General features: G+C 67.0%; 30 protein-coding genes and 1 tRNA gene. 21 read left to right on the top strand and 10 right to left on the bottom strand.

Annotated elements, in window-relative coordinates:
• Positions 1-15 precede the first annotated feature (15 nt).
• Both RJQ01_RS06595 and RJQ01_RS06590 read left to right on the top strand, forming a co-directional pair.
• Positions 16-1335 (top strand): NAD(P)/FAD-dependent oxidoreductase, encoded by a 1320-nt coding sequence (locus tag RJQ01_RS06595; protein ID WP_350475937.1) that lies wholly within the window; start codon positions 16-18, stop codon positions 1333-1335.
• 551 nt (positions 1336-1886) lie between these two features.
• Positions 1887-2798, top strand: coding sequence for a DNA-methyltransferase (locus RJQ01_RS06590; RefSeq protein WP_350475936.1), 912 nt, complete (start codon positions 1887-1889; stop codon positions 2796-2798).
• On the opposite strand, the gene RJQ01_RS06585 is transcribed toward RJQ01_RS06590, so the two are convergent.
• The 3 genes from RJQ01_RS06585 to RJQ01_RS06575 all read right to left on the bottom strand — a co-directional run bounded on the left by RJQ01_RS06585 (position 2795) and on the right by RJQ01_RS06575 (position 4270).
• Positions 2795-3397 (bottom strand): hypothetical protein, encoded by a 603-nt coding sequence (locus RJQ01_RS06585; RefSeq protein ID WP_350475935.1) that lies wholly within the window; start codon positions 3395-3397, stop codon positions 2795-2797. The two genes, RJQ01_RS06590 and RJQ01_RS06585, sit on opposite strands and share 4 nt — an antisense overlap.
• Positions 3398-3690: 293 nt before the next feature.
• A complete protein-coding gene (locus RJQ01_RS06580; protein WP_350475934.1) occupies positions 3691-4092 on the bottom strand; it encodes a hypothetical protein in 402 nt (133 codons plus the stop codon).
• Between the two features lie 10 nt (positions 4093-4102).
• Positions 4103-4270 (bottom strand): hypothetical protein, encoded by a 168-nt coding sequence (locus RJQ01_RS06575; protein ID WP_350475933.1) that lies wholly within the window; start codon positions 4268-4270, stop codon positions 4103-4105.
• Between the two features lie 142 nt (positions 4271-4412).
• Here RJQ01_RS06575 and RJQ01_RS06570 point away from each other — a divergent pair, with 142 nt between their 5' ends.
• The 8 genes from RJQ01_RS06570 (at position 4413) to RJQ01_RS06535 (ending at position 10248) form a co-directional block, all read left to right on the top strand.
• Positions 4413-4673, top strand: a complete 261-nt coding sequence (locus RJQ01_RS06570; RefSeq protein WP_350475932.1) for a ribbon-helix-helix domain-containing protein — start codon at positions 4413-4415, stop codon at positions 4671-4673.
• A gap of 4 nt (positions 4674-4677) precedes the next feature.
• Positions 4678-4932: a hypothetical protein gene (locus tag RJQ01_RS06565; protein ID WP_350475931.1), complete on the top strand. Its 255-nt coding sequence runs from the start codon at positions 4678-4680 to the stop codon at positions 4930-4932.
• Complete coding sequence (locus RJQ01_RS06560) at positions 4929-5372, top strand: hypothetical protein (protein ID WP_350475930.1); 444 nt, start codon at positions 4929-4931, stop codon at positions 5370-5372. The genes RJQ01_RS06565 and RJQ01_RS06560 overlap by 4 nt, the downstream gene beginning before the upstream one ends.
• A complete protein-coding gene (locus RJQ01_RS06555) occupies positions 5369-5851 on the top strand; it encodes a hypothetical protein (protein ID WP_350475929.1) in 483 nt (160 codons plus the stop codon). The genes RJQ01_RS06560 and RJQ01_RS06555 overlap by 4 nt, the downstream gene beginning before the upstream one ends.
• Before the next feature lie 261 nt (positions 5852-6112).
• Positions 6113-6337: a helix-turn-helix domain-containing protein gene (locus tag RJQ01_RS06550; RefSeq protein WP_350475928.1), complete on the top strand. Its 225-nt coding sequence runs from the start codon at positions 6113-6115 to the stop codon at positions 6335-6337.
• Complete coding sequence (locus tag RJQ01_RS06545; RefSeq protein WP_350475927.1) at positions 6337-8607, top strand: phage/plasmid primase, P4 family; 2271 nt, start codon at positions 6337-6339, stop codon at positions 8605-8607. The genes RJQ01_RS06550 and RJQ01_RS06545 overlap by 1 nt, the downstream gene beginning before the upstream one ends.
• A gap of 419 nt (positions 8608-9026) precedes the next feature.
• A complete protein-coding gene (locus RJQ01_RS06540; protein ID WP_350475926.1) occupies positions 9027-9707 on the top strand; it encodes a hypothetical protein in 681 nt (226 codons plus the stop codon).
• Positions 9708-9921: 214 nt separating this feature from the next.
• Positions 9922-10248, top strand: a complete 327-nt coding sequence (locus RJQ01_RS06535) for a hypothetical protein (protein WP_350475925.1) — start codon at positions 9922-9924, stop codon at positions 10246-10248.
• 7 nt (positions 10249-10255) lie between these two features.
• Here the strand turns inward: RJQ01_RS06535 and RJQ01_RS06530 are convergent, their stop codons facing one another.
• Positions 10256-10666 (bottom strand): hypothetical protein, encoded by a 411-nt coding sequence (locus tag RJQ01_RS06530; RefSeq protein ID WP_350475924.1) that lies wholly within the window; start codon positions 10664-10666, stop codon positions 10256-10258.
• A gap of 27 nt (positions 10667-10693) precedes the next feature.
• Here RJQ01_RS06530 and RJQ01_RS06525 point away from each other — a divergent pair, with 27 nt between their 5' ends.
• The 5 genes from RJQ01_RS06525 (at position 10694) to RJQ01_RS06505 (ending at position 13685) form a co-directional block, all read left to right on the top strand.
• Positions 10694-11350: a recombinase family protein gene (locus RJQ01_RS06525; RefSeq protein ID WP_350475923.1), complete on the top strand. Its 657-nt coding sequence runs from the start codon at positions 10694-10696 to the stop codon at positions 11348-11350.
• 14 nt (positions 11351-11364) lie between these two features.
• Positions 11365-11601 carry a hypothetical protein gene (locus RJQ01_RS06520; protein WP_350475922.1) on the top strand — a complete coding sequence of 79 codons (237 nt, stop codon included), beginning with the start codon at positions 11365-11367 and terminating at the stop codon, positions 11599-11601.
• Positions 11598-11828: a hypothetical protein gene (locus tag RJQ01_RS06515; protein ID WP_350475921.1), complete on the top strand. Its 231-nt coding sequence runs from the start codon at positions 11598-11600 to the stop codon at positions 11826-11828. The genes RJQ01_RS06520 and RJQ01_RS06515 overlap by 4 nt, the downstream gene beginning before the upstream one ends.
• Positions 11828-13021 carry a tyrosine-type recombinase/integrase gene (locus RJQ01_RS06510; RefSeq protein WP_350475920.1) on the top strand — a complete coding sequence of 398 codons (1194 nt, stop codon included), beginning with the start codon at positions 11828-11830 and terminating at the stop codon, positions 13019-13021. Before RJQ01_RS06515 ends, RJQ01_RS06510 begins: the two co-directional genes overlap by 1 nt.
• 109 nt (positions 13022-13130) lie before the next feature.
• The gene (locus RJQ01_RS06505; RefSeq protein WP_350475919.1) at positions 13131-13685 is read left to right on the top strand and encodes a hypothetical protein; all 555 of its coding nucleotides are present in this window, start codon (positions 13131-13133) and stop codon (positions 13683-13685) included.
• A gap of 332 nt (positions 13686-14017) precedes the next feature.
• Here the strand turns inward: RJQ01_RS06505 and RJQ01_RS06500 are convergent.
• Both RJQ01_RS06500 and RJQ01_RS06495 read right to left on the bottom strand, forming a co-directional pair.
• Positions 14018-14091, bottom strand: a tRNA-Leu gene (locus tag RJQ01_RS06500).
• Positions 14092-14103: 12 nt separating this feature from the next.
• Positions 14104-16170, bottom strand: a complete 2067-nt coding sequence (locus RJQ01_RS06495) for an Ig-like domain-containing protein (RefSeq protein ID WP_350475918.1) — start codon at positions 16168-16170, stop codon at positions 14104-14106.
• Between the two features lie 173 nt (positions 16171-16343).
• Here RJQ01_RS06495 and RJQ01_RS06490 point away from each other — a divergent pair, with 173 nt between their 5' ends.
• Both RJQ01_RS06490 and RJQ01_RS06485 read left to right on the top strand, forming a co-directional pair.
• Entirely contained in the window at positions 16344-16910 is a 567-nt protein-coding gene (locus RJQ01_RS06490; protein WP_179873250.1) for a LemA family protein, read from the top strand.
• A 32-nt stretch (positions 16911-16942) separates the two neighbouring features.
• Positions 16943-17818: a M48 family metalloprotease gene (locus RJQ01_RS06485; RefSeq protein WP_350475917.1), complete on the top strand. Its 876-nt coding sequence runs from the start codon at positions 16943-16945 to the stop codon at positions 17816-17818.
• A gap of 11 nt (positions 17819-17829) precedes the next feature.
• Here the strand turns inward: RJQ01_RS06485 and RJQ01_RS06480 are convergent, their stop codons facing one another.
• Positions 17830-19038 (bottom strand): winged helix-turn-helix domain-containing protein, encoded by a 1209-nt coding sequence (locus RJQ01_RS06480; protein ID WP_350475916.1) that lies wholly within the window; start codon positions 19036-19038, stop codon positions 17830-17832.
• A gap of 72 nt (positions 19039-19110) precedes the next feature.
• Here RJQ01_RS06480 and RJQ01_RS06475 point away from each other — a divergent pair, with 72 nt between their 5' ends.
• Positions 19111-20274, top strand: a complete 1164-nt coding sequence (locus tag RJQ01_RS06475; RefSeq protein WP_350475915.1) for an AI-2E family transporter — start codon at positions 19111-19113, stop codon at positions 20272-20274.
• Positions 20271-21515, top strand: coding sequence for a threonine ammonia-lyase (ilvA, locus tag RJQ01_RS06470; protein WP_350475914.1), 1245 nt, complete (start codon positions 20271-20273; stop codon positions 21513-21515). The genes RJQ01_RS06475 and ilvA overlap by 4 nt, the downstream gene beginning before the upstream one ends.
• Before the next feature lie 131 nt (positions 21516-21646).
• Here the strand turns inward: ilvA and greA are convergent, their stop codons facing one another.
• Positions 21647-22138 (bottom strand): transcription elongation factor GreA, encoded by a 492-nt coding sequence (gene greA, locus RJQ01_RS06465; protein WP_350475913.1) that lies wholly within the window; start codon positions 22136-22138, stop codon positions 21647-21649.
• Between the two features lie 66 nt (positions 22139-22204).
• Entirely contained in the window at positions 22205-22609 is a 405-nt protein-coding gene (locus RJQ01_RS06460) for a DUF4307 domain-containing protein (RefSeq protein ID WP_350475912.1), read from the bottom strand.
• A 139-nt stretch (positions 22610-22748) separates the two neighbouring features.
• Here RJQ01_RS06460 and RJQ01_RS06455 point away from each other — a divergent pair, with 139 nt between their 5' ends.
• Positions 22749-23036 carry a hypothetical protein gene (locus RJQ01_RS06455; RefSeq protein WP_350475911.1) on the top strand — a complete coding sequence of 96 codons (288 nt, stop codon included), beginning with the start codon at positions 22749-22751 and terminating at the stop codon, positions 23034-23036.
• Here RJQ01_RS06455 and trhA read toward each other — a convergent pair.
• Entirely contained in the window at positions 22980-23747 is a 768-nt protein-coding gene (gene trhA / locus RJQ01_RS06450) for a PAQR family membrane homeostasis protein TrhA (protein WP_350475910.1), read from the bottom strand. The genes RJQ01_RS06455 and trhA overlap by 57 nt on opposite strands.
• An 80-nt stretch (positions 23748-23827) precedes the next feature.
• On the opposite strand from trhA, the gene RJQ01_RS06445 reads away from it, so the two are divergent.
• Complete coding sequence (locus RJQ01_RS06445; RefSeq protein ID WP_350475909.1) at positions 23828-24619, top strand: isoprenyl transferase; 792 nt, start codon at positions 23828-23830, stop codon at positions 24617-24619.
• The last annotated feature ends 2 nt before the right edge of the window (positions 24620-24621 follow it).

The raw sequence follows: 24621 nt of genomic DNA, 5'->3' as shown, positions 1-24621 counted from the left end.
AGGAGTGTTTTTCTCGTGCCCAGAATTCTCATCGTCGGTGGAGGCTACGCCGGGTTCTACACCGCTCTGAAGCTCGAGAAGTGGCTGCGCAAGGGTGAGGCCGAGGTCGTCATGGTCGACCCGCTGCCCTACATGACCTATCAGCCGTTCCTGCCGGAGGTCGCGGCGGGCTCCATCGAGCCGCGGCACGCGGTTGTGTCGCACCGGCGTCACCTGAGGCGCACGCGCGTCATCACGGCGAAGGTGTCGAGCCTCCAGCACGCGAGCAAGACGGCCACAATCGAGCCCGAAGTGGGGGAACCCTTCGAGCTCGACTACGACCATGTCGTCATGACCGCGGGCTCCGTGTCGCGGACGTTCCCGATCCCCGGAGTGGCCGATGAGGCCATCGGCATGAAGTCGATCGAGGAGGCCGTCGCAGTGCGCGATCGTCTCATCGACAATTTCCACCGCGCCGCCCTGCTGCCGCCCGGGCCGGAGCGCGACCGCCTGCTCACCGTGGTGGTCGTCGGCGGCGGCTTCGCCGGCATCGAGACGTTCGCCGAGCTGCGCAGCCTGGCGAGCGCTCTGCTCAAGGAGCACCCCACGCTGACGATCGACGACACGCACTTCCACCTCATCGAGGCGATGGGCCGCATCATGCCGGAGGTCTCGCTCAAGACGAGCCATTGGGTTCTCAAGAACTTGGCCCAGCGTGCCGCGATCGTGCATCTCGAGACGCAGCTCACGAGCGCTGTCGACGGCCATCTCGAGCTGTCGACGGGTGAAAGCCTCGAGTCGGATCTCATCATCTGGACGGCCGGCGTCATGGCCAACCCCGTGCTGCGCGGCACCGACCTCCCGGTCGACGAGCGCGGTCGCCTGCGGGCGCAGGCCGACCTTCGCGTCGTCGATGACAACGGCGTCGTCGAGGCCGCCTGGACCGCGGGCGACGTCGCGGCGGTGCCCGACCTCTCGGGCGGCGGTGTCGGCGGGTTCTGCGTGCCGAACGCGCAGCACGCGGTGCGCCAGGGCAAGCGATTGGCGGCGAACGTCGTGGCGGTGCTGCGCGGCGAAGACCCGAAGGACTACGAGCACAAGAATCTCGGAGCGGTCGCGGGTCTCGGTCTTGGCTACGGCGCCTTCCAGTCGGGCAAGATCGGCATCACGGGCTTTGCGGCATGGATCATGCACCGCGGATACCACGGCCTCGCGATCCCCATGTGGGAGCGCAAGCTGCGCGTGGTCGGAGACTGGGTCGGCAACGTCGTATTCGGACGCGACAACGTGAGCCTCTCGGCGCGCGAGGAGCCCGCGGCGTACTTCCAAGAGTTCGCCGCGCGCCCCAAGGGCTAGACGCACACTTCGAGAACCCCGCGCCCGCAGGTTATGCGGGTGCGCGTGTGCGTGGTACCCCGGCTGGGGTTCGAACCCAGACTGAAGCGATTTTAAGTCGCCTGCGTTTGGGGAGAGCCAGGGACACGGAGGGATATCCGCGGAACTCGTGGGCGCGGAATCCCGGGCGAAGCTCGGCGACCGAGGGACACCGAGGGATACCGGCGGATAGCCGAAACTCGGAGGGGTTATGCGGAGGGGTTGAGTGTCGGAGGTCGCCTCTAACGTCTGCCCTCTGCGGGCCTTCCGGTTCGCTCTGGAAAGGTGCTAACCTGACGTCTAGACGTCAGAACTGGAGGCTCGTATGACTCTGCAACCGGGACAGGTGCGCGACAGCATCATCAGTTTTCTGACTCGCAAGGGCGTCGACGGGGCGCACCTCAAAGAGATCCACGCGGCCGTCGAGAAGAAGCTCGGGCACCCGGTTTCGTCGTCCTCCGTGCGTTCGTACTTGAACCTCAATGAAGGCACTAGGTTCACACGAGTCGGGCGCGGCACCTACCGCATATCGAATGTCTGACCTTGCTTTCGTGCCGGAAGACGCCGCAGACCCGACCCTGTATTTCACCCACGGGAAGTCGAAGCTTTACCTCGCCGACTCCATAGAGTGGATTCGGTCGCGGCCGGATAAGAGCATTCATGCGGTCATTACAGACCCGCCTTACGGCCTCGTGGAGTACACACCGCCACAGCTCGCGAAGCTTCGTGCCGGCAAGGGTGGAAACTGGCGCATCCCTCCGTCGTTCGACGGCAACGTGCGATCACCACTGCCGCGATTCACGACCCTCACCAGCGCCGAGCTGGACCAGCTCGAGAAGTTCTTCACGAAGCTCGGGACGGTGCTGCTGCCGAAGCTCGTGCCAGGGGCGCATGTCATCGTGGCCGCGAACCCTCTGGTCAGCCACCTCGTGTCGTACAGCCTCGGCAAGGCGGGCCTGGAGCGCCGAGGCGAAGTTGTCCGCCTAGTGACGACAATGCGCGGCGGAGACCGACCGAAGAACGCACACGACGAGTTCCCCGACGTGTCGGTGATGCCGCGATCGATGTGGGAGCCGTGGTTGTTGTTCCGCCGACCGGTGACCACAACGGTGGCGGCGAACCTCCGGCAGTGGGGCACAGGCGGCTTGCGCCGAATCTCCGATGACCAGCCGTTTGGAGATGTGATCAGGTCTGCGCCGACGCGCCCGCAAGAGCGAGCCATCGCGAATCACCCGTCGCTGAAGCCCCAGGCCTTCCTGCGGCAGATCGTCCGTGCGATGTTGCCGATGGAGCGAGGCCTGATACTCGACCCCTTCGCTGGGTCAGGCTCGACCCTCGCCGCAGCCGCCGCTCTGGGCTACGAAGCGGTCGGCGTAGAGATCGACCCCGAGTACGCCAAGCTCGCAAGCGAAGCGATTCCCAAGCTCGCGGCGCTGAAGGTCTAGCGGTCGAGGTAGACCCAGTTCTGGCGAAGCTTGGCGATACCCTCGGCGTGCAAAGTTGCGGTGCGGGTGCCCAGCTCGCCGCGCGCATTGTGCCGGAAGTCTTCGGCCTCGACGTATCCCAGATAGACCTCGGTGAAGCGCAACGGGGCGCGGTCGTCCGCAGGCTCGGTCGTCGTGTCGACCTTGTAAACGAAGACGCACATCCACTGAGACCGCGCTCCGTGAGTGTCCACAGCACCACCACGCTTGTTGGTGGTCTTGACCTCCACACCGTGCTCGCCGGAAGCGACTCGGTCGTTGGTGTACTTGCCGTTCTCCAGGAGGTCGGGGTGGCCATTGTGGTACCCGTTGTTGACCAGCGAGCGAGAGTGCTTCGCGAGCGCATCAGTCAGCATGTCCGAGAGCATTCCTGAGATTGCTGCTGGCCGAGACATGTCCTCGAAGCGCCGAAGGTGCTTCTCCCGCAAGTTTCGGTTCATGTCGTAGAAGAAGTCGTACACGTCCTGCATAGCGAGCTGGAAGTCCTCCCGCCGGAGGTTGTAAGGCAAGGCCGGGGCAGGGTTGAACTTGTCTAGGTAGACCTCTTGACGTTCGATCACTTGTGCACTGTATCGAGTGCAGCTCTCGCTAGCACCCCCAAGCGCCGTGGCGCGTCGGTCATCGTTCTGGTGTCGGATGTCGCCTGCATATTGAGGGCATGAACCACGAACAACTCGAATACACCGAGGGCGTGAATCAGCGCGGGTACCGCACGATCGTCTGGCGCTGCTCTTGTGGTCGCAAAGGCTCGGGCAGTCTCACCGCTGTCGAAGCACGTGCGGGCTGGATAAAGCACGCTCGGGGCCGCGCGCGGAAGGCGGCACGAAGCGGCTGGTAGTCCTGCCCAAACTCGCTACTCCTGGACGCTGACCTCGTGGTCGTCGTTGACCCAGAACACCTGGATGCCCAACCTGGCGAGCGCGGGGTACACGCAATCTACCTCGCGTCGGTGGAACTCATCTAACGGCAAGGCGATGCCTGCAATCGAGGTGCCCTCGGACACGACTCGCAACGACCGAAGGACAGCCACGCCGACGTGCGTGGATGCCTGCCCTCGGTTGAACGGCTTGCCGTAGCGACTGGTGTGGCTCTTCGAGCTTCCCTGGCCCTTGGCCTCCACAACCAAGCGCACTCCATCACGAGTCGCCACGATGTCGTCGCCATGCTGGGTTGCAAGTGCGGTGCTCTCGATGTTCCACCCGTCGGCCCGGAGATGCGTCACAACAGCGGCAACCACGTCATCTTCGAAGAGCATGGCACCGAAGCTATCGCGCTCGGGCCTCGCGCTCGACCTCGGCGACCGACTGGTCGCGGATTGCCGCCGAGCGCTCGATGCGCGCCCGCTCCCGGTCGGTCAGAGGTCGGGCCTCACCGTCGGGCATGCGCTCGACACCGCGACCGGTGCCGAACTCGCTGTGCTGGTTCTGAGTCATGCCTCTAGCTTCCCTCGCGGTGGTGCATCCGCGTCGGCGAGCAGAGTGCAAGCCACTGTCGAGAGTGCTGTGCAGTCGTATCCCGAGATTCTTCGGCTTGCGATTCAAGCGGCGAGCAACCCGTCCGGGGAAGAATTGAAACATGCTGACAGAAACTCAACCACAAAAGCGCGGCCCCAAGCCGCAGGGCTTCGTCGATCTCAAGGTCGCCGTCACGCCCGAGCTCAGCGCCATGCTCGACCAAATCGCACGCAGCACCGGCATCAGCAAGGCCACGCTCGTTCGCGATGCCCTCTCCCGCTACGGCGAAGCGCTCGGGTACCTGCCCGAGGGCACTGCCGCCAGCGTCATCCCCACGCGCACCCGCCGACTCGGCAACGTGCCGTCCAACCGGAAGGAATAGCAAGATGCCCACACGCAAGCCCAAGGGCTACCCGCCCAGCCATGTCTCTGGAGGCAGTAGCGGTGCCAGCGTCGCCGCATTGCGCCGCCGAGCCGAGGCGTACCGCGCCAAGGCCGATGCGCTCGAAACCACCCTCCAGGGCACCCAGGAACAGTTCGCCGAGTCCTTCAGCGCCGCCGACGCTCAGGTGTCCACCCGCGACCGCATCGCCGCTGCTGCTCGGCGCGCGGGTCGGCCCAGCGCGGGCGGTGCACGATGACCGTCAATCTGAACGCCCTCTCGCCGAGGCAACTCAAGCAGGCCGTCCGCGAGGCGACCTACCCCAACTCGGAAGTGGAGCGGGCCACCATCGCCGCTGCTGACAGTGCGGCCGACGCGGTGATCGCGCGCCACACAGGTCTGCTGAACGCGGATGCCGCCGAGCGCATCGAGCAAGGCGGCTCCCTGCTTCGCGTTGCCGACGAGCTGAACTCCGCAATGCTGCACGACGTGCGCGCTCAGCTTCAGAGCGGTGCCAACCCGACCGCGCTGGCCGCAACCTACCAGCGCCTCGAAACCGGGGTGCAGAAGATGGTCGCCGAGCTTCGACAGGAAGCGGCCCGCGCCGAGCTTCTGGCCGACCGGTTGGAGTCCCCCGAGGACGACTACGAGCGGCTCATCGAGCGCCTGCCGGCACTTCGGCGAGGCATCCAATGGTGACCAGCGGCGAGGCACAGGCCCGCACCCTGCCTGACGTGTGGCTCCACGACAACGTCAGCGTCCCGAGCCAGCGCGAGTGGCCGCACCCGCTCGCTCACTACGTGCACCAGCTCGGGCCGACCGAGCGAGCGACAATCCGCATCACCCCGACCGACCCGCTGGAGGTGCCTCTCGGCCTCAAGCGCATTAGCGACGGGCTGATGCGCATTGCCCTTCTCGGGTACCGGGGTGTGCTGCCCTGGGCCTCGGCCCACCACGTCGCGCGAGTGCTACAGGCGGGCACCTACTCGATGCACCCGGTAGCCATGCGCAATGCTCGCCGGGGCTGGGAGGCAATCGCCTCGCTCGCCCTCTACGAGTACCTCACAGTGGACATCGCGGCGACGCCGAGCGAGCGCTACCCGCTGCACTTCCGCCAGATGCCACTCAGAGTCCGAATCGCCGAGTTGGCGCTCAGGTCTGGTGGCGCGACACCTTAGGTCTCTGATACAACTGCATACGCAACACAACCACCTGCTTCTGATGTGCGCCCGGGATGGGATGACCATCAGGTGTGAGCCTGTGAAGAACGACCGGTAAAGGATCCTGCATCTCGGCGACGAGATACCAGGGGAATACGCAGATCTCTCGTAGATCGGGCGGACCGGGAACTCCATTCGGCCGAGCAGACCCAACCGGCAATCGCCGGGGTCGCTCGGCCTTTGCCGTCTGTAGACCCCGGCTCCAACAGGAGTCTCCTCATGGCAAACAACAATCCGTCGATCTTCGACATAGACAACATCCGCCCGAAGCTCGACTTCGACAACAAGGCCGCTTGCGCCTACCTCGGGGTCAGCCCGAAGGTGCTCGCGCGGCTTCGCAAGCTCGGTCTCATTCGGGCGACCAAGGTGGGCGCGTTCTGGCGCTACACGCAGGAGTGGCTCGACGCCTACCTCGACTCCGGCACCATCGGGCGGGCCGATTAGTGCGCGAGCTTCCCCCAGTTCTCGACAAGGTGCTGTCCCGGTTCGAGGATGTGCGCGGGGTCGGCGCTGACAACTTCATGGCGCGGTGCTCGGCGCACGACGACGACAAGCCTTCGCTGTCCATCGGCTGGGGCGAAAAGGGGAAAGTCATCCTGCACTGCCAGGCCGGGTGCGACATCGCCGACGTGCTCTCGGCGGCATCGCTGACCTTCGCCGACCTGGAGCCGAGGCCGCGCGTGGTCGAGAGCTACGACTACGAGGACGAGGACGGCCTGCTCCGATTCCAGGTGCAGCGTTACGAGCCGAAAGACTTCCGCCAGCGTCGCCCCGACCCAGCCCGCCCCGGCAAGTGGATCAACAACATGCGGGACGGTCTCGCTCCTCTGATCTATAACCTGCCGCGCGTCGCCCCAGCCCTCACCCGAGGCGACGACGTGTACATCGTGGAAGGCGAGAAAGACGTTGCTGCTCTCTGGCAGGGCGTAAGCGCCGTCGCGACCTGTAACGCTGGCGGCGTCGGGATGGGCTGGAAGCGCGACCACTCAGAGTTCTTCATCGGCACCGAGTCGCGTGTGGTCATCGTCGCCGACCGCGACGCACCCGGCTACAAGCACGCGCTGTCCGTGCATGCGTCGCTGGCCGAGGTCGGGGTCGATGCCGAGATCGTGCACAGCGCCGAGGGAAAGGACGCCGCCGACCACATCAGCAACCACGGCCTGGAACAGTTCCTCGCGCTCACTGTCGAAGAAGCTCGCGAGCTGGCCGGCACTCGGTCGGCGGGCACAGAGCCATCGGTGGCCGACCTCGACGTCGAGTACCCGCTGACCGAGCTGGGGAACGCCGAGCGCCTAGTGGCTCGACACGGCCACGAGCTGAGGCACCTGGCCCCGACCTCCCAATGGCTGATCTACCTCGACGGGCACTGGGCTACCGACCAGCGCGGCGTGGTCATGGGGTGGATGCGCGAGACCGTCCGCGCAATCCGATCCGAGGCCGAGGGGCTCGACCCGAAGACTGCCGCGCCGATTCTCTCGTGGGCGAAGGCTTCCGAGTCTCGGTCGCGGCTGGAGTCGGCGCTGAAGCTGGCGCAGACGTTGCCGGGTGTGGCGATGCTGCCGAAGGACTTCGACCTCGACCCGAGCTTGCTGAACGTGTGCAACGGCACCCTCGACCTCCGCACCGGCGTCCTGCGGGAGCATCGCCCCGAAGACCACTTACGACGGCAGGTGCCTGTCGACTTCGACCCCGAGGCGGGAGCGCCGATGTTCGACGCCTTCGTGCAACGCGTGCTGCCAGACCCCGACATCCGCGCCTTCATCCAGCGCGCGGCAGGCTACTCCGCTACTGGTGCCACGAGCGAGCAGAAGCTGCTCCTGCTCCACAGTTCGGGTCAGTCAGGCAAGTCGACATTGGTGGAGCTGATGTTCGACTTGTTCGGCCCCTACGCCACGACTTTGCCCGCCGAGACCCTCGCTCAGCGCAACGTCGACCGCATCCCCAACGACATCGCCCGACTGGACGGCGCTCGGTTCGTATCGGTGATCGAGTTCGACGACTCGGCCCGTATCAACGAGCGCCTCGTCAAGCAACTCACGGGTGGCGACACCGTGACAGCCCGCTTCATGCGCGGCGAGTTTTTCGACTTCCGGCCGCAGTGCACAATCTGGGTCAGCAGCAACCACCGGCCCGTCGTCACCGGCACCGACGAGGGCATCTGGCGGCGCTTCCTCCTCGTGGACTTCCCGGTACGCATCCCCGACTCAGAGCGCGACGACACCCTCGGGTCGCGCATCCGTGCCGCCGAGCTTCCCGGCATTCTGCGCTGGGTGGTCGAGGGCGCTGTGGCGTGGCACCAGCAGGGCCTCAACCCGCCCGCCTCGGTGCTCGCGGCGACCGCCGACTACCGCAACGACAGCGACCTGCTCGGCATGTTCCTGGACGAGTACTGCGACATCGCCGCCGACGCGACCGTCAGCAAGGCTGACCTCTTCGACTGCTACAAGGAGTGGTGCCACGCGGGCAACCTTCGCCCCGCAACCAAGATCTCGTTCGGGCGGAAGCTCCGCGAGCGCTCGGGCCTGGACATCTCGGACGCCGAGGTCGGCAAAGCCAAGACGCACGTGTGGGTCGGCCTGCGGCTCCGCGATCGCAGCTCGGGCGTAATCCGAGCTGTGGTCACCCCGATCTCTGGCGAAGACGGCGGGTCAGAACTGGCGGGTCAATTGCCGCCGAAGGCACTCCGCACCGTTCGCCGACCGAAGGGCCGGTGACTGGGTATGTGCACTCTGAAGATGCGGCGGCGGAAAGCGACCCGCGCTTGTGGTGTTCGCCCCGCCAGACCCGCCAAACGACCCGCCACGGTTACCCAGTGTTCGTATGGGTTCTTCTGTGTTGGCGGGTTAGGCGGGTCAATTTACTCACTATCCCTCTCTAAGAGAACTACCTCTCTAACTGCTCCTAGAGGCCTAAAGGAATTTGCCGGGGCTAACCGGAGACGAATTGACCCGCCAAGCCCGCCGAGCGTCGGCGTGCCCACAAGCCCCTCCACTGAATGCGAGCAAGCGGTCTGCCATGCCGTGCCTTCCGCATTCAGTGGAGGTTCCACGCCTGACCGAGCGACGGCCTCCTTGGTAGCTGTTCGTCGCTCGGTCAGGTCCAACGACTTTGCAATCTACGAAGGAGCAAGCGCATGACCCTGGAACCGAAGAAGCGGCGAGACCCTTCCATCGACCGACCTATCGTGAACCAGTGCACCGCTCACAGGCGCAACGGTGACCAGTGCCGACGGTCGGCGATCAAAGGCTCGAACGTGTGCGCCACGCATGGCGGCTCGGCTCCGCAGGTTCAGCGGGCCGCGCAGGTGCGCCTCCTCATGGCCTCGGACACGGTCGCCGGGGAGCTGGTGAAGATCGCCCTGTCCAAGCAGGCGAGCGATGCCGTGCGGGTGCAGGCAATCCTCGCTGTGCTCGACCGCGCAGGCATCTCGGCTCGGCAGCAGGTCACCATCGAGGCCACCGTCGAGACCTGGGAGCACTCGGTGCAAGCGGCTGTCGTGGACTGGTCGGAATTCGCCGAGCTGATGCCGACCCGCGATCCCAACGTGGTCGACGCCGAGGTTGTGGACGAGCCGCGCAACCTGACCCTGCACGACAGCGAGCGCCCCGACCCGCACCGCGAGCAACGCATGGCCGAGATCGAAGCTGAGCTCAGCCGCCTGCCCGCCGTGCCCGAGCCGACCCCGCCATGGGTCAGCGCCGAGTCGGGTGCTGAGACTGCGACCCGACGCGCCGACGAGCACCGCAAACGTGCATTCGCCGCCGAGAAAGCCAGCAAGGGCCTCTCCCCACGGACGACCAGGCCGAGGCAATGAGCCAGCGCCACACAAGACGGTGCCGCCTGGTGGCGATACCCATCTGCCTAGTACCCGAGGACACCTGGCCGTTCCCGACCACGGAGAAACCATCCTCGTGGCACACCTCTGGCGGCTCGGGAGAGGCAGTTTGCCGAAACGTCCGTTTAGGCGTTTAACTTCCCCTCGTCAACACAAGTTGACAACAACTCACTAACTGAGAGAAGTGCACAACATGGCTACCAAGAAGACCAACACCGCTCCCCTCGCCGCTCACGCCGCGAAGGACATCACGCCGACGATGCAGACGTTCGCCGAGTGGCTGACGACGCAGACCGGCTACAAGGTCGACCCGCTGAGTGTTCAGCTCGGCTCGGCGCTCCGTGGCACCTGGCAGGCCGAGACTCGTGCGGCGAAGGAGTCGGCGAGCGCCGCACCCAAGCGCGCGCCCCGCAAGCTCGCCGAGAAGCCCGCACCCAAGCCGCGTGCCAAGCGTGGAGCGACCATCGCCACCGCCGAGGGCGTTGTCATAGCCGAGCAGCGCCATGTCGAGGTTGCGTGATGAATGTCTACGACCGGGATCGCTGGGTGCGCTTCATGGCTTCGAATAATTCCTTCCAAGCCCACTTCATCGTCGGGGACTCCCGCTTCTCCCTGCCAGCGTGTTCATCGCCCGCCCTCCGAAGGTATTCCGCGGCCAGGAAGACAAGGAGCGGAAGCAGGAATCGAATCGCGATCCACACCTCAATGGTCGGGCCGGGCTCGTATGTGAAGCCGCCCTTTGCCGTGATGGTGATTAGTTCGAGCAGAATCCCGCCCGCGATCGCAAATCCCGTAGCAAAGAGGGCACCCGCGAGAAACCGAAGCTCCCAGAACGTCTGGGCTGCATACCCACGCCTGAGTTCGAGTATCGCAACGAAGACGATTGCGGCGACGATCTGCGCCATGACTGCAGCTGCATCAGCGGTGACGGTAACCATGAACCGCACTGTATCGGCGGTTGGCTGATGCGCGTCATCGGCTACACGCGCGTCAGCACAGACGAGCAAGGGCGGTCGGGCCTCGGTCTGGCCGCCCAGCGGCGCTCCATCGAAGACCACGCCCTCGCCAAGGGTTGGGAGGTCACGTGGATGTCCGACGAGGGAGCCTCAGCCAAGTCTCTCGCCCGACCCGCACTGCAACGCGCCCTCGGTGCGCTCAAGGCGGGTGAAGCCGAGGCGATTGTCGTCGCGAAGCTCGACCGCCTGAGCCGCAGTGTCATGGACTTCGGGCACCTGGTCGAGCTGTCGCGCAAGCAGCAGTGGGGCCTGGTCGTGCTGGACTTCGACCTCGACACCACGACTGCCGCAGGGCGCATGTTCGCCGGGGTGATGATGCAGTTCGCCCAGTTCGAGCGAGAGCTCGCCAGCGAGCGCACCGTTGCAGCCCTTGCCGCAGCTCGTGAGCGCGGGGTGCAGCTCGGTCGGCCTCGGTCACTGCCGGCCACCAGCGAAGCGCGCCTGCACGAGTTGCGCGCCGAGGGCCTGACTCTGGTCGCCACCGCCGAGGCACTCAACGCCGAGGGCGTGCCGACAGCACACGGCGGGCGCTGGCACGCCTCCACCGTCGCCCGTATCGCCAAGCGCCAACCCAAGCCGTCGACCCGCACCGTGCGGGCCGCGTAACGAAAGGAACTGCCATGCAAGCTGTCACCACTACCGTCGGCGCTTTGAGCGTCGGCGACCGCCTCATCCTCCCCGAGTCGCCGCGCCACGACCTGCGACCCGTCGAGATCATCCGCCTCCAACCTCTGCCACGCTCGGGGCGCATCCGTATCTGGGTGCGGTCGGTGTACCAGCAGAAGTCCATGTACTCGCAGTGGGCCTTCGGCGCGTTCGACCCCTCGCACGAGATCGAACGGCTGGAAGAGGAGTGAGCGCGCTCGACCTGAACCCGAAGACCACGACCGTTGCAGCCGCCACGATTCGCCCCGGCCACGTCGTGCTGGAAAGCGTCGAGCACCCTGCACAGGTGACGCGGGTCGTGGTCAGCAACCGAGGCGTGACGATCTACGCCCGGTACATCTGGCAGGCCTCTGCCGAGAAGGACTGGAAGCTCGGCACATTCAGCCCGCGCTCGCCGGTCGAGAAGGCGGTGCGCTGATGGCCCACTACAGGGAGGTCACCCGAGCCTCGGGCATCGCCTACGAGGTGCGCTGGCGGGAGGGCGGCACATTCAAGCAACGCACCTTCCCGACCGAGCAGGGTGCCGCCGAGTTCGTTGTGGAGCTGAAGCTGACGAAGCGCGACGTGGGCACGACGACGCATCTCGCACGGCTCGGGAAGAAGTTCGAGGAGGTGGCTCGCATGTCCCTGGAGGCCAGCGCGCACCGGCTGAAGCCGAGCACCCGAGGCAACTACGAGGTCGCCTACCGACTGCACATCAACCCGACCTTCGGCCACCGCCGCATCAACTCGATCACGTCGATGGAGGTTGAGAAGTGGCTGGCCGACATGCAGACGAAGCTCTCCCCCGACACCGGCAAGCCGTACTCGGCGTCGTCGGTGCGCGGGGCCTACATCGCCCTCAACAAGGCGTTCAGCTATGCACTGCGGCACCGGATGATCCCGAGCTCGCCATGCGTTGCAGTGGAGAAGCCGCGCCTGGTGCGCAAGGAGCAGGCCTTCCTCCTGCCGGAGCAGGTTGCCGCGATCGTGCAGGAACTCGACAAGGTGCCGCCCTACGGCCTGCTGGCGAAGACGGCGGCGTACTCGGGCCTGCGGGCTGGGGAGCTGGCAGCTCTGCGCATCGGCGATGTGATGCTCATGCGCCCCGGCTACGAGCACATTCGGGTGCAACGCACGGTGGCTCGGGAGAACGAGCAGTGGGTGTTCTCGCAACCGAAGTCGGCCAACAGCGTGCGCGACGTACCCCTGCCGGGGTTCCTGGTGGAGGAGCTTCGGGAGTACATCGCCGCGCACCCGCGCCGAGCCGAGCCGAGCGCGCCACTGTGGCCCGCGCGCCGACGTGGAGGCTACGGCGACAACCGAGGCGCGTTGGTGTGGGACGGGCAGTTGTCCATCGGGCACGTGTACGGCACGCACTTCCTCCCGGCGCTGGAGCGCCTCGGCATTCCGCACATGCGTTGGCACGACCTGCGGCACTTCTACGCGAGCGTCTGCGCGTCCAAGGGCATCGACATCTACGACGTGTCGGTGTGGCTCGGGCACGCCAACGTGTCGATCACGCAGAGCACCTATGTGCACCTGTTCAAGCGCTCGCACTCTGACGCGATGAGCAAGCTGGACGAAGCCGCCTCGGTGCCCGCTGTCACCCCGCTCCGCAGAATCGGATAGTCAGATCCTCAAACCTTCAGCAACACACACATCGGGGTGGACACAAGACACGGTTACACATGTCGGGTACGGAGTGGATTTTTCAGCTGTGGTGTGCAACCATTAGAGAATGGAAAAAGACCCGCTCTACACCACCCTCGACTCCCTGCGCACTGAGCGTGCGGACGTCGAGCGGCGTGCGGTTCAGCTTCGGGACGAGCTGGAGAGCTTCTCACAGCGCCTCTCGCACCTGAACGGGGCGATCGACAACATCGAAGCTCTCCTCGGCGTTGCCAGCGAAGAAGACCGGGCCGTGTTGACGGAGGACGGCGTGCCCGTTCGCAGCGACGAAGGTTCGCGGGGCGCAACCGCTCGAACAGTGGACTTCTCCTCCACAACCGACCCCGAGCCGCCGCTGCGCAAGCGCGTGCCGTCAACCGACTGGGTCGCGGAGGTCGTAGAGAGCATCGGGCACCCGGCTGACCGCGACACCATCTACGCGAAGTTCGAAGAGATGAAGGGCATCCCTGCGTCGTGGGTGTCGAACCCTCGGAACTCGTTCAACAACGCACTCGGACGGGCAGTCGTGCGCCGAATGATCGACAAGCACGGCGATGACGTGTTCGCCCCGATCAACTACAACCCGTTCCGGGACATGGACTCAAGCCGAAACAAGGGGCAGTGATGGCCAGGTAGAGCTTGGCCGGGGTCCAAAGTCGCCGGACGCGGTGATCCCGGCCTACCGGCTCAACTGGAATTGGCGTTCCATTGAGTCGCAGCCTCTGTGGAGGTACAGGCCTGCGCTGGCCTGAAGGTGAGAGAAGAACTTGCCAGAGTCTACGTTCCGACGGGGACGCGGACAAGCGTCGAGAGGGGCCACCCGAGGTCGGGTGGCCCCTCTCGCCTGTACGTCGGCCCGCCAGCCCGAGGGGATACGGAGGGGATTGCGGCATAGCTCGGCCCACGGAGAAGGCCCGGTGTCACTGAATACCCCAGTGATTCCGGGCCTTTTCGCCGTGCCCCGGCTGGGACTCGAACCCAGACTGAAGCGATTTTAAGTCGCCTGCCTCTGCCAATTGGGCTACCGGGGCCCGCCCGCCACCCTAGCCGTCGAGCGACGGGGCTACCCAGCGCACCCACACGGCGAGCGCGGAGACGACCGCGGCGATTCCGAGGGCGATGAGGCCGAGCGCGAGCAGCGGGAAGCTCGCGCCGGAGGCGACGATCGCCCCGGTGACGGAGGCGCTCGTGAGCGCGACGACCGCCCAGCCTCCGCGCGAGATGGCGTAGAGCTCCCTGCCGGGCAGCCGGCCGATGGGCAGCAGAAGCAGCAGGAGCGACCCGAACCCGCCCATCGCGATCGCCGCCGTCGTCTCCGCGGTGAAGGTCGCCCAGAAGCCGACGCTCGGCATGAGGAGGGTGTGCACGGCCCACGCGAGCACTGCGAGGGTCGCGACTCCCGCGATCTGCGCGATCGCGACTCCTCCTCGGGCGCGCAGTCGCGCGGGCTCGACGGCGAGGCAGGCGAGGAGCACGCCGAGCAGCAGGGGAGGCTGCAGGTCGAGGTAGCGCGACAGCAGCGCCGCGACGAGCGCGGCGATGAGGATGCCCGGCAGCAGTCGCGCACGGGCCGGTGTGCGCAGGGCACGGCCGGCGATTCTGGCGGGGATGACCACGGCGAGAAGGTTGAGCAGCACGAGCCCGAGACCGATGGCGGCCATGAGCCGCAGGTAGCGGACGTCGGCAGCGATGCCTCCGGAGAGGGCGGCGATCAGGGCGGCGCCCGCGAAGGTCGCGACGACCACGAGCAGCGGCGAGAGGAGGGGTCTTTCCGAGTCCTCGACGGCGTGCTCGTCTTCAGCGTGGTCGTCCTGCCGATTGCGCCCGGTGAGCCGCCAGGGGGATGTGCCGAGGCGCGGCCCGACGACGGTCGCGTAGGCGCGCAAGGGGAGGGCGATGAGGAGCACGTAGGCGAGCGCCACGATCGGGGCGAGCGCCCAGCCGCCGCGGTCGATGATCTGCTCGGCGGAGGGCAACGAGTTTCCGAAACCGGTCGCTGTGCCCCAGTTCGAGGTCAGGCGCGGTTCACCGTCGCCGGATCCGGCTGGGGGAGGGGGTGCGTTCGGCAGAGGGTTCCGGGGTATCGAATCCGGTTCTGGGCTGGGTGAGGAGTCTGGCTGCGGTGAGGGCGTGCTGCCTGGCCCGGCGCCGGGAGGACTCGCGGGCTCTCCCGGGGTGCTGCCGCCCTGGTCGGTCTCGTGGGCTGAGGCAGTGATGTCGACCCGCTGGCTCGCGCTGCTGAAGTTGCCCGCGGCGTCACGCTGTAGGGCCTGTAGGGTCCAGTCGCCGGGGGCGGGGAGGTCGAGGGTGCAGGTCCACGCGCCGGTCTGCTCGACGTCGGCCTCGCAGGCGATGTCGCCGTTCGTGAAGACCTGCACCCGGGCATCTGACTCTCCCGTGCCGCTGACGGTCACCGCGGGGCCTCGCACCGCATCGCCGTTTCGGGGGCTCGTGATGAGGGGGGCGGGGGGTGGCGTTCGGTCGATCGTCGCGGTCGTCGAGGCAGAGTAATTCGAGTATTCCGGGCCGAGCGAGGGCAGCGACTGCCGCACACGCACGTCGTGCTCTCCTTCGGGAAGGGCGACGACGCACGACCAGAAGCCGCTTCCGACCGCGTCGGGGCAGGAATGCTGCTGCGGCGCTCCGCCGGCATCAGACTGCACCTGGATGCTCGCCCCAGGCTCGGCCTGACCGGTGAACCGGCCCGTCGTCGTGACCTGCTCGCCCGAGCCGTTGAGCGTGGGCGGGCGCAGGACGCGTAGCACGAGCGGGTCGAGCGGCTCGACGGAGTCGTCGGCGAGCGTCTCCACGCCGGTGAAGGTCTGCTCACCGTTCGGCACCGGGATCGACGGGCATTGCCAGGTCGTCGCGGTGGAGGCGTCGATCGTGCAGACCACGCCGGCGCCGACGCGGCTCAGCTCGAGAGCGCTCCCGGCGTCCTTGGTTCCTCGCAGCACCACCTGGCCGGTGCCGACGAAGTCGCTCGCTGGTTCTGTGAACGCGGCTGCCGCGGCCGCCGGATCAGTGGGCAGGGCGGTCAGCGCGATGGCTGCGGTGGCGATGGCTGCGGCCCGCAGCACTCTGCGCACGGGGGAAGACGAGCTGCTCATGCGCATCCCCCTCCGCTCGTGAGGGCAACGGCCCTCGATGCTGCCGGCGTGCCGACCTCGGACCATCCTGGTGACCATCATGTCGTGTTGCGCGGGTGACTGCTGGGCTGCTGCACAGCAGCCCCCAAGCCTGGCGCCTGTTCCGGTGGGGACAGGCACTCTATGCTGTGCTCATGGAATTCTTGGTCATCGTCGGCGTCATCGTCCTCCTCGTCGTCATCGCGGGCATCTATCTGTGGGCGACCTACAACTCTCTCGTCACCCTCAATGTGCGGGTCGACGAGGCATGGAGCGACATCACCGTGCAGCTGAAGCGTCGTGCGGACCTCCTGCCGAACCTCATCGAAGCGGTGAAAGGCTACGCGGCGCACGAGAAGCAGGTCTTCGAGAACGTCACGAAGGCGCGCGCGGAGACTCTGACGGCGCAGGGCCCCGCCGAGGCGAGTGCGGCCGAGAACCACATGCAGCAGGCGCTCAAGAGCATCTTCGCGGTCGCCGAGGCGTACCCGCAGCTGCAGGCGAGCCAGAACTTCCTGCAGCTGCAGGGCGAGCTCGTCGACACCGAGGACAAGATCCAGGCTTCGCGCCGGTTCTACAACGGCGGGGTGCGCGAGCTGAACGTCAAGATCAAGCAGTTCCCGAACACGCTATTCGTGCGCGGCCTGGGCTTCACCGAGCGCGACTTCTTCGAGGTGGCGGACGCAGCGGCCATCGCGGAGCCGCCGCGCGTGCAGTTCTGAGCCCCGCGATCGCGAACAGGGAGTAACGGCACGTGTATCGCGCCATAGCGGCGAACAAGCGCAACACGGTGTTCATCATCATCGTGTTCGTGTTGCTCATCGGGGGTCTCGGTCTCGTTGCCGACTACCTTTACGGGGGCGGCATGACCATCTTCATCGGCACGCTGATCGGGGCGACGGCGTACGTCCTCTTCCAGTACTTCGCATCGAGTTCCCAGGCCCTGTCAATGGCGGGTGCGCGGCAGATCGAGAAGCGGGACAATCCGCGTCTCTATCGCATCGTGGAGAACCTTGCGATCACCGAGGGCCTCCCCATGCCGAAGGTCTACATCGTCAACGATCCCGCACCGAACGCTTTCGCGACGGGGCGCGATCCCGAGCACGCGAGCGTTGCGGCAACGACGGGCCTGCTCGACCTGATGGATGACCGTGAGCTGACGGGCGTCATGGCGCACGAACTCGGGCACGTGAAGAACTACGACATCCGCGTCTCCACGATCGTGTTCGGGCTCGTGGTCGCCGTCGGTCTGCTCGCCGACATCCTCGTGCGCATGGCGTTCTTCGGCGGCAACCGCAACAACGGCAACCCGATCGTGCTGGTCTTCGGGCTCGTCGCCATGATCGTGGCCCCGCTCGTCGCGACTCTCATCCAGGCGGCTGTCTCCCGGCAACGGGAGTATCTCGCCGACGCGACGGGTGCTCTCACCACGCGCGATCCGGAGGCGCTCGCGAGCGCGCTGCAGAAGCTCGGAGACTACGCGCGCCCGATGCGCAAGCAGAACTCGACCATGGCCCATCTGTGGATCAGCGACCCGATGAAGCCCGGGGTCATCGACCGCATGTTCCAGACCCACCCGCCGATCCCCGACCGGGTGAAGCGGCTCATGGAGAACTCGACGCGGTTCTAGGCACCCCGAGGTCAGGCGCCTCGCAGTGCACCTCGCACGGCCGCGGCCGCCGTGCCTCGATCGGAGACGACGACCTCGCCCAGACCCTGCCAGGCAGACGCCTGCCGCAACAACGGTCCAACTCGCTCTGCGAGCACTCCGGCCGACGCTCCCGGTTCGACCCACGCTGCCTGCACGCGCAGCACCCCCGCCGCCCGGTCGCTCTTGAGGTCGACGCGGCCCAGCAACCGGTCATCCACGAGCACGGGCAGCGTGTAGTAGCCGTACTGCCGCTTCGGGGCCGGCGTATAGATCTCGATGCGGTAGGGGAAGCCGAACAGGCGCAGCGCGCGGTCGCGGTGCCAGACGACCGGGTCGAAGGGCGACAGCAGGGCGGTCGTCTCGATGCGTCGCGGGATGCGCGCACCGGCCATCACGAACGCGGGCAGCGGCCGACCCCCGCGCGCCCACCCTTCGACCCCCACCTGCTCGACCTCGCCGGCGTCGACGAGCGCCCGCAGGGCATCCTTCGTAGGAGTGATCTTCAGCCGGTGGTAGTCGGCGATGTCGCCGATCGTGCCCACGCCGAGCGCCCGCACGCTGCGGCGCACGAGCTCGAGCTGCGCGTCCTCCCGCGGGATGCGCTGCGCGTGCAGCGCGCCGAGACCCACCTGGTCGGGCAGGGCGTACACGCGCGAGAACCCGCGCCGCCCTGCGCTCACCGCATCGCCGAAGGCGAAGAGGTACTCCAGGCCGAGCTTGACGTCGCTCCAGCCCCACCACGGGCCGCGACGCTCCGTCGCCTCGTGCTCGACGTCGCTGACGGTCATCGGACCCTTCCGCGCGAGCTCAGAGAGCAGCCAGTCGAGCATCGCGGTGTTCTCGCGCACCCAGACGTCACGGCGGGTGAACGTCTCGCGCAGCTCGTCGCGCTTCCACTGCCACAGCGGCCAGTCATCGCGACGGATGATCGCCGCCTCGTGCGCCCAGTACTCGGTGTAGCGACCCCGACGGCTGAAGATCAGCCGGTCGAGGTGCGCGGTGTCGTACGCGCCGAGACGGGCGAAGAGCGGCAGGTAGTGCGAGCGGGCGAACACGCTCACCGAATCGAGTTGAAGCACGCCCAGCCGGTCGAGAGCGGCCGACAGCTGGCGTGCACCGACGACGTCAGGATGGGGGCGGGCGAAGCCGCCCGCCCCGAGAGCGAGCCGTCGCGCCTGGTCGCCGCTCAGCTGTTCCACACGCGAAGGCTACTGAAGCGCGCAGACACCAGCAGCCGGGCCACGGCGGAAGCAGGCTCGTAGACTGGCGGAATGTTCCGCGCGCGCCGCTCAGCAGCGGGTTCCGACGCGCCCTCCGGCTCGACCATCCCGCCCGGCGTGCGCATCGCGAGCGAGTGGTCGTGGCGGTTCCTGGTGGTCGCCGGCGCCGTGGGTGTGCTGATCTTCCTCGTGATCCAACTCAGGCTCCTCGTGATCCCCGTTCTCGTGGCCGTGCTGCTGGCCGCTCTGCTCGTGCCGTACGCGTCATGGCTGGGCAGCCGACTCCGCTTCCCGCACTGGCTCGCCGTCACGACCGCCATGCTCACCCTCATCGCCGTCGTGTCTGCACTGGTCTGGATCGTCGTCTCGCAAGTGCGCGCAGGCTACGCATCGCTGCAGGAAAGATCCCTCGCGCGCTACGACGACTTCCTCGCCTGGGTGTCGGTGACCTTCGAGCTCTCACCCGACGAGCTCACCGCGCTCATCGACGACACCGTCGCGCAGTTCGACGGCGACGGCGACTGGCTCGTCACGGGAGCGCTCTCCGTCGGCTCCACTCTCACCGAGTTGCTCACCGGAGCCGTGGTCGCCCTGTTCGTTCTGCTCTTCCTGCTCATCGACGGCCGGCGCATCTGGCTGTTCGTCGTGACGCTGTTCCCCCGGAGGGCGCGCATCCCCGTCGAGGGCGCGGCAACCGCCGGATGGCTCACGCTCAGCAACTTCGCCAAGGTGCAGATCTTCGTGGCCTTCGTCAACGCCGTGGGCATCGGGCTCGGCGCGGTCATCCTGCAGCTGCCGCTCGCGCTGCCGATCGCCGTGGCCGTGTTCCTGGGCGCGTTCGTGCCCATCGTCGGTGCGGTCGTGACCGGCGGGCTCGCCGTGTTCGTCGCCCTCGTCTACTACGACATCGTCATCGCGCTCATCATGCTCGGTATCGTCCTGCTCGTTCAGCAGATCGAGGGCAACGTGCTGCAGCCGCTCGTCATGGGCGCGGCGGTCAAGATCCACCCCGTCGCCGTGGTGCTCGCGGTCGCCGCAGGAGGCTATCTCGCAGGCATCCCCGGTACGCTCTTCGCAGTCCCCATCGTCGCGGTGCTCAACGTGGTCGTCCGCTACCTTTCTCGTGGGCAGTGGCGCACGAACCCCCGGCCGAGCCTCGCCGACGTCATTGCGCCTCACGAGCACGACCACCCCACAACAGAAAGGCGAGCATGACGACGACACCCGTGACGCTGGCCGGCCCCACCCTCGATGAGGTTCACGCTGCCCGCCTGCTCGTGCAGCGCGTGGCGGAGACCACCCCGATCGAGACCTCGCGCTACCTCAGCGACATCCTCGGCGCGACCGTGCTGCTGAAGTGCGAGAACCTGCAGCGCACCGGCTCGTACAAGATCCGTGGGGCCTATACGCGCATGGCGCGGCTCTCCGAGGAAGAGCGCGCACGCGGAGTGGTCGCGGCCAGCGCCGGCAACCACGCGCAGGGTGTGGCGTTCGCCGCACGCGAGCTGGGCATCCGCGCCACGATCTTCATGCCTATCGGCGTCGCCCTGCCGAAGCTCCAGGCGACGCGCGACTACGGGGCGGAGGTCGTCTTGCGCGGGCACTCCGTCTCAGAACCGCTCCAGGCCGCTGCCGAGTACGCCGAGCGCACCGGCGCCGTCTACATCCCACCGTTCGACCACCCCGACGTGGTCGCCGGCCAGGGCACGCTCGGTCTCGAGCTGCTCGAACAGGTTCCCGACCTCGAGACCGTTGTCATCCCCATCGGGGGAGGCGGCCTGGCGAGCGGTGTCGCGGGAGTTCTCAAGCGGCGAGCCGCCGACGAGGGCCGCACGATTCGCGTCATCGGCGTGCAGGCCGCCAACGCCGCCGCCTACCCCATCTCGCTCGCCGCGGGAGAGCCGACCAACATCACGATCGGTTCGACCATCGCCGACGGCATCGCGGTGGCGCGGCCCGGAGCGCTCAACTTCGCGATCATCCGCGACGCCGTCGACGAGGTCGTCACGGTCGAGGAGGACGACATCGCTCAAGCCATGCTCGTGCTGCTCGAGCGCGCCAAGCTCGTCGTCGAACCGGCCGGAGCCGTCGGGGTGGCCGCGGTCATGCAAGGCAAGGTGACGGCGGGCGGCACGACGGTCGTGATTCTCTCCGGCGGCAACATCGACCCGCTCATCATGGAGCGCGTGATCAGCCACGGTCTCGCGGCCGGAGAGCGCTACCTCAAGCTGCGCATCCCCCTCCCAGACAGGCCCGGCCAACTTGCGCGCACCAGCGAGATCGTCGCCTCGCAGAACGCGAACGTCGTCGAAGTGCTGCATACGCGCCACGGCACCGGGTTGCAGATCAGCCAGGTCGAGCTCGAACTCCACATCGAGACCCGCGGCCCCGAACATGCCGATCAGGTGCTCGGAGCGCTGCGTGACGCGGGGTACGAGCCGCGTGTCGACTTCTAGCGTGCGCGCGCAACGCTGGCGCGTTGCGGGGTATGTGCCGCGTGTCGACTTCTCCCGTGCGCGCGCAACGCTGGCGCGTTGCGGGGTATGAGCCGCGTGTCGACTTCTAGCGTGCGCGCGATCGGCAGGGGCTACGGCGTGTAGGTCTCGACGTTCACGATCGTCACGGGAACCTTCGCGCCGCTCGGCGCCTCGTAACTGGTCGAGTCGCCGACCTTGAGGCCGAGAATCGCCGAGCCGAGCGGGCTCTGCTCGCTGTACACCGCCAGCTCCCCGCCGTCGCCGACGATCTCGCGGCTGCCGAGAAGGAACTTCTCCTCGTCGCCCATGATCGTTGCCACGATGACAGTGCCCGGCTCCACGATGCCGTTGGACTGCGGCGCCTCCCCGACGGTGGCGTTCTTCAGCAGGCCGGTGAGCGTTCTGATCCTTGCCTCGATCTTCCCTTGCTCATCCTTGGCTGCGTGGTATCCGCCGTTCTCCTTGAGGTCGCCCTCGTCCCGGGCAGCCTCGATTCGGCGCGCGATGTCGGCCCGACCCTCGGTGCTCAGCTGCTCGAGCTCGGCGTTGAGGCGGTCGTACGCCTCCTGGGTTAGCCACTTCGTCTCGGTCGTGTCGCTCATTTTGTCTGCCTCCTGACGCAACAGAGCCGACCCGGTGGGTCGGCTCGCTGCAGTGATCTGAGGATATTACGGGAGCCAGCAGCGGTACGGCAAACCCGTCACGGCCGGTTCCGAGGTTTGGATGGTCTGCGCGAAGGCGCGCGTGCGTTCCTCCGAGGGCGGGATCTCGACGATCCGCCAGCCCACAATGCCAAAGCTGCTGTTGAGCGCCTGGAGGGCGCACTGCACGGGAGTGCCAGGCGGGGCAGAGACCTCCCACTGCACGGTGATCGACATATCGGTCGCGTCGGCGTATCCGAGCTCTCGCGTCTCGAGCGTCGCGCTCGTGCCGGAGAGCCCGCCCCAGACGACCCACGCCGTCAGAACTCCGGCAAGCGCGATCGCACCGATGATGAGGATGCGGCGGGTGCGGCGCTCTGAGCCGACCGTGCGCCCGTAGCGCTCGTCGAGCAGCTGCTGGGTCGTCGTCATGGAATCCTGTGCGGGTGGTCGGCGAGCATCCGGATGCGCTCGCTAGTCTGGATCACAGGGTAGTCGGCGCCGCTGAGAGGCGCGCGAGACGCCCCCACACTGGGCGCGCAGTCCGCGTCGATCGACACGAGGAGCACGCGTGCACTGGCTGACCGTCCATCTCACCGGCATCGGGCCCAACCCCGTCGACGATCCGCTGATCCCGCCGATCCAGGTCGACGAGAATCTCGTGACTCCCGGCGTCATCGGCTTCGTCGTGACTCTTCTCGTCGCGATCGGGGTCATCCTGCTCATCATCGACATGTCGCGACGCGTGCGCAGGGTGCGCTACCGCGGTGAGCTGCGGGAGCGGCTCGAGCAGGAGCAGGCTTCAGCCGCCGTAGGGCGGGTCGAGGGCGATGATGAGGACCCCCGCCCAGTGGCATAGGAAGGCCACGACCGTGAGGGTGTGGAAGATCTCGTGGAAGCCGAACACGCCCGGCACCGGGTTCGGGCGCTTGAGGCCGTAGACGATCGCGCCGGCGGTGTAGGCGAGCCCACCTACGATGACCAGAATCATCATCGCCGGGCTCGCGGCGAAGAGATCGACGAGGTACAGCACGGCCGCCCATCCGAGCAGCACGTAGAGCGGCACGTACGCCCAGCGCGGAGCGGAGATCCAGAATACGCGGAAGCCGATACCGACCAGAGCGCCCGCCCAGACGAGTGCGAGAAGCACGTACCCCTTCTCGGGCGGCAGCGCCATGATCGACAGGGGCGTGTAGGTGCCGGCGATGAGCAGGAAGATGTTGGCGTGGTCGAAGCGCTTGAGCAGGATTCGGGCGCGCGTGCTCCAGTGGAACCGGTGGTACGTCGCTGAGATGCCGAACAGCAGGAGCGACGAGATCATGAAGACCGCGCTCGACAGGCTGGCGGCGAGGCCGTCCGCGACGATCAGGAGCACGATGCCGGCGACGATCGCCAGCGGAAACGTGCCCGCGTGAATCCAGCCCCGCCAGATCGGCTTCTCCTCGCGCTGCTCGATCTGCTCGTACTCGATGGACTCCTCGAGCAAGGGAACGTTGGGGATGTCTGCACCAGGCTCTCGATCGACACGATCTGCAGCGGTGGTCACGGGCTCGTCGGCTGCAGGCGTCATGCCGCGATCGTAGCCCGCCCACCCCGGCGCCACCTTCCTTCTGGAGGCCGTCAACAAAAGGAGCGAGGTGCACTACCGTGATGGCTGTGCAATCGAGGAGAAGTCTCCGCGGGCGCGGCGTGCTCTACCAGCTCTATATGCGCCGGCTGCGGCACCAGCTGTCGGATGCGACGCACCCTCGTCATGTCGCGATGATCCTGGACGGCAATCGGCGCTGGGCGCGCCTGCGCGCCGGCGGAACGAGCGCGCACGGGCATCGTGCGGGAGCGGAGAAGATCCGCGAGTTCCTGACGTGGTGCGACGACGCGGGCATCGGGGTCGTCACGCTCTACCTGCTCTCAACCGACAATCTGACCGGGCGCGAATCGGAGGAGCTGCGCGAGCTAATCCCCATCATCGGCGAGCTCGCGAGTGCGCTGTCTCAGTTCCGCACCTGGCGCGTTCAGCACGTGGGCAGCCGCGAGGGTCTCCCGCTGCCGCTCTTGGCCGAGTTGGATGCCGCTGTGGCGAGCACGCAGGGCAATGACGGTCTCCACATCAACCTGGCTGTCGGCTACGGCGGCAGGCGCGAGATCGCCGACGCCGTGCGGTCGATCGTGCACCACCACGCCTCGGCGGGCGGCACTCTTGACGCTCTGGGAGAGCTGCTCACGCCGGAGAACATCGCCGAGCACCTCTACACCGGGGGGCAGCCCGACCCCGATCTCGTGATCCGCACCTCGGGCGAGCAGCGACTGAGTGACTTCATGCTCTGGCAGAGCGCTCACAGCGAGTTCTACTTCGTGGAGGCCCTTGGGCCTGACCTGCGCGAGGTGGACTTCCTGCGTGCTCTGCGTGACTTCTCGCGTCGCCAGCGACGTTTCGGTCAGTAGTC

This window comes from Microcella sp. (assembly GCF_040286215.1).
In the GTDB taxonomy this organism is placed as follows: domain Bacteria; phylum Actinomycetota; class Actinomycetes; order Actinomycetales; family Microbacteriaceae; genus Microcella.
This window is presented reverse-complemented; position numbering and strand designations above follow the sequence as displayed.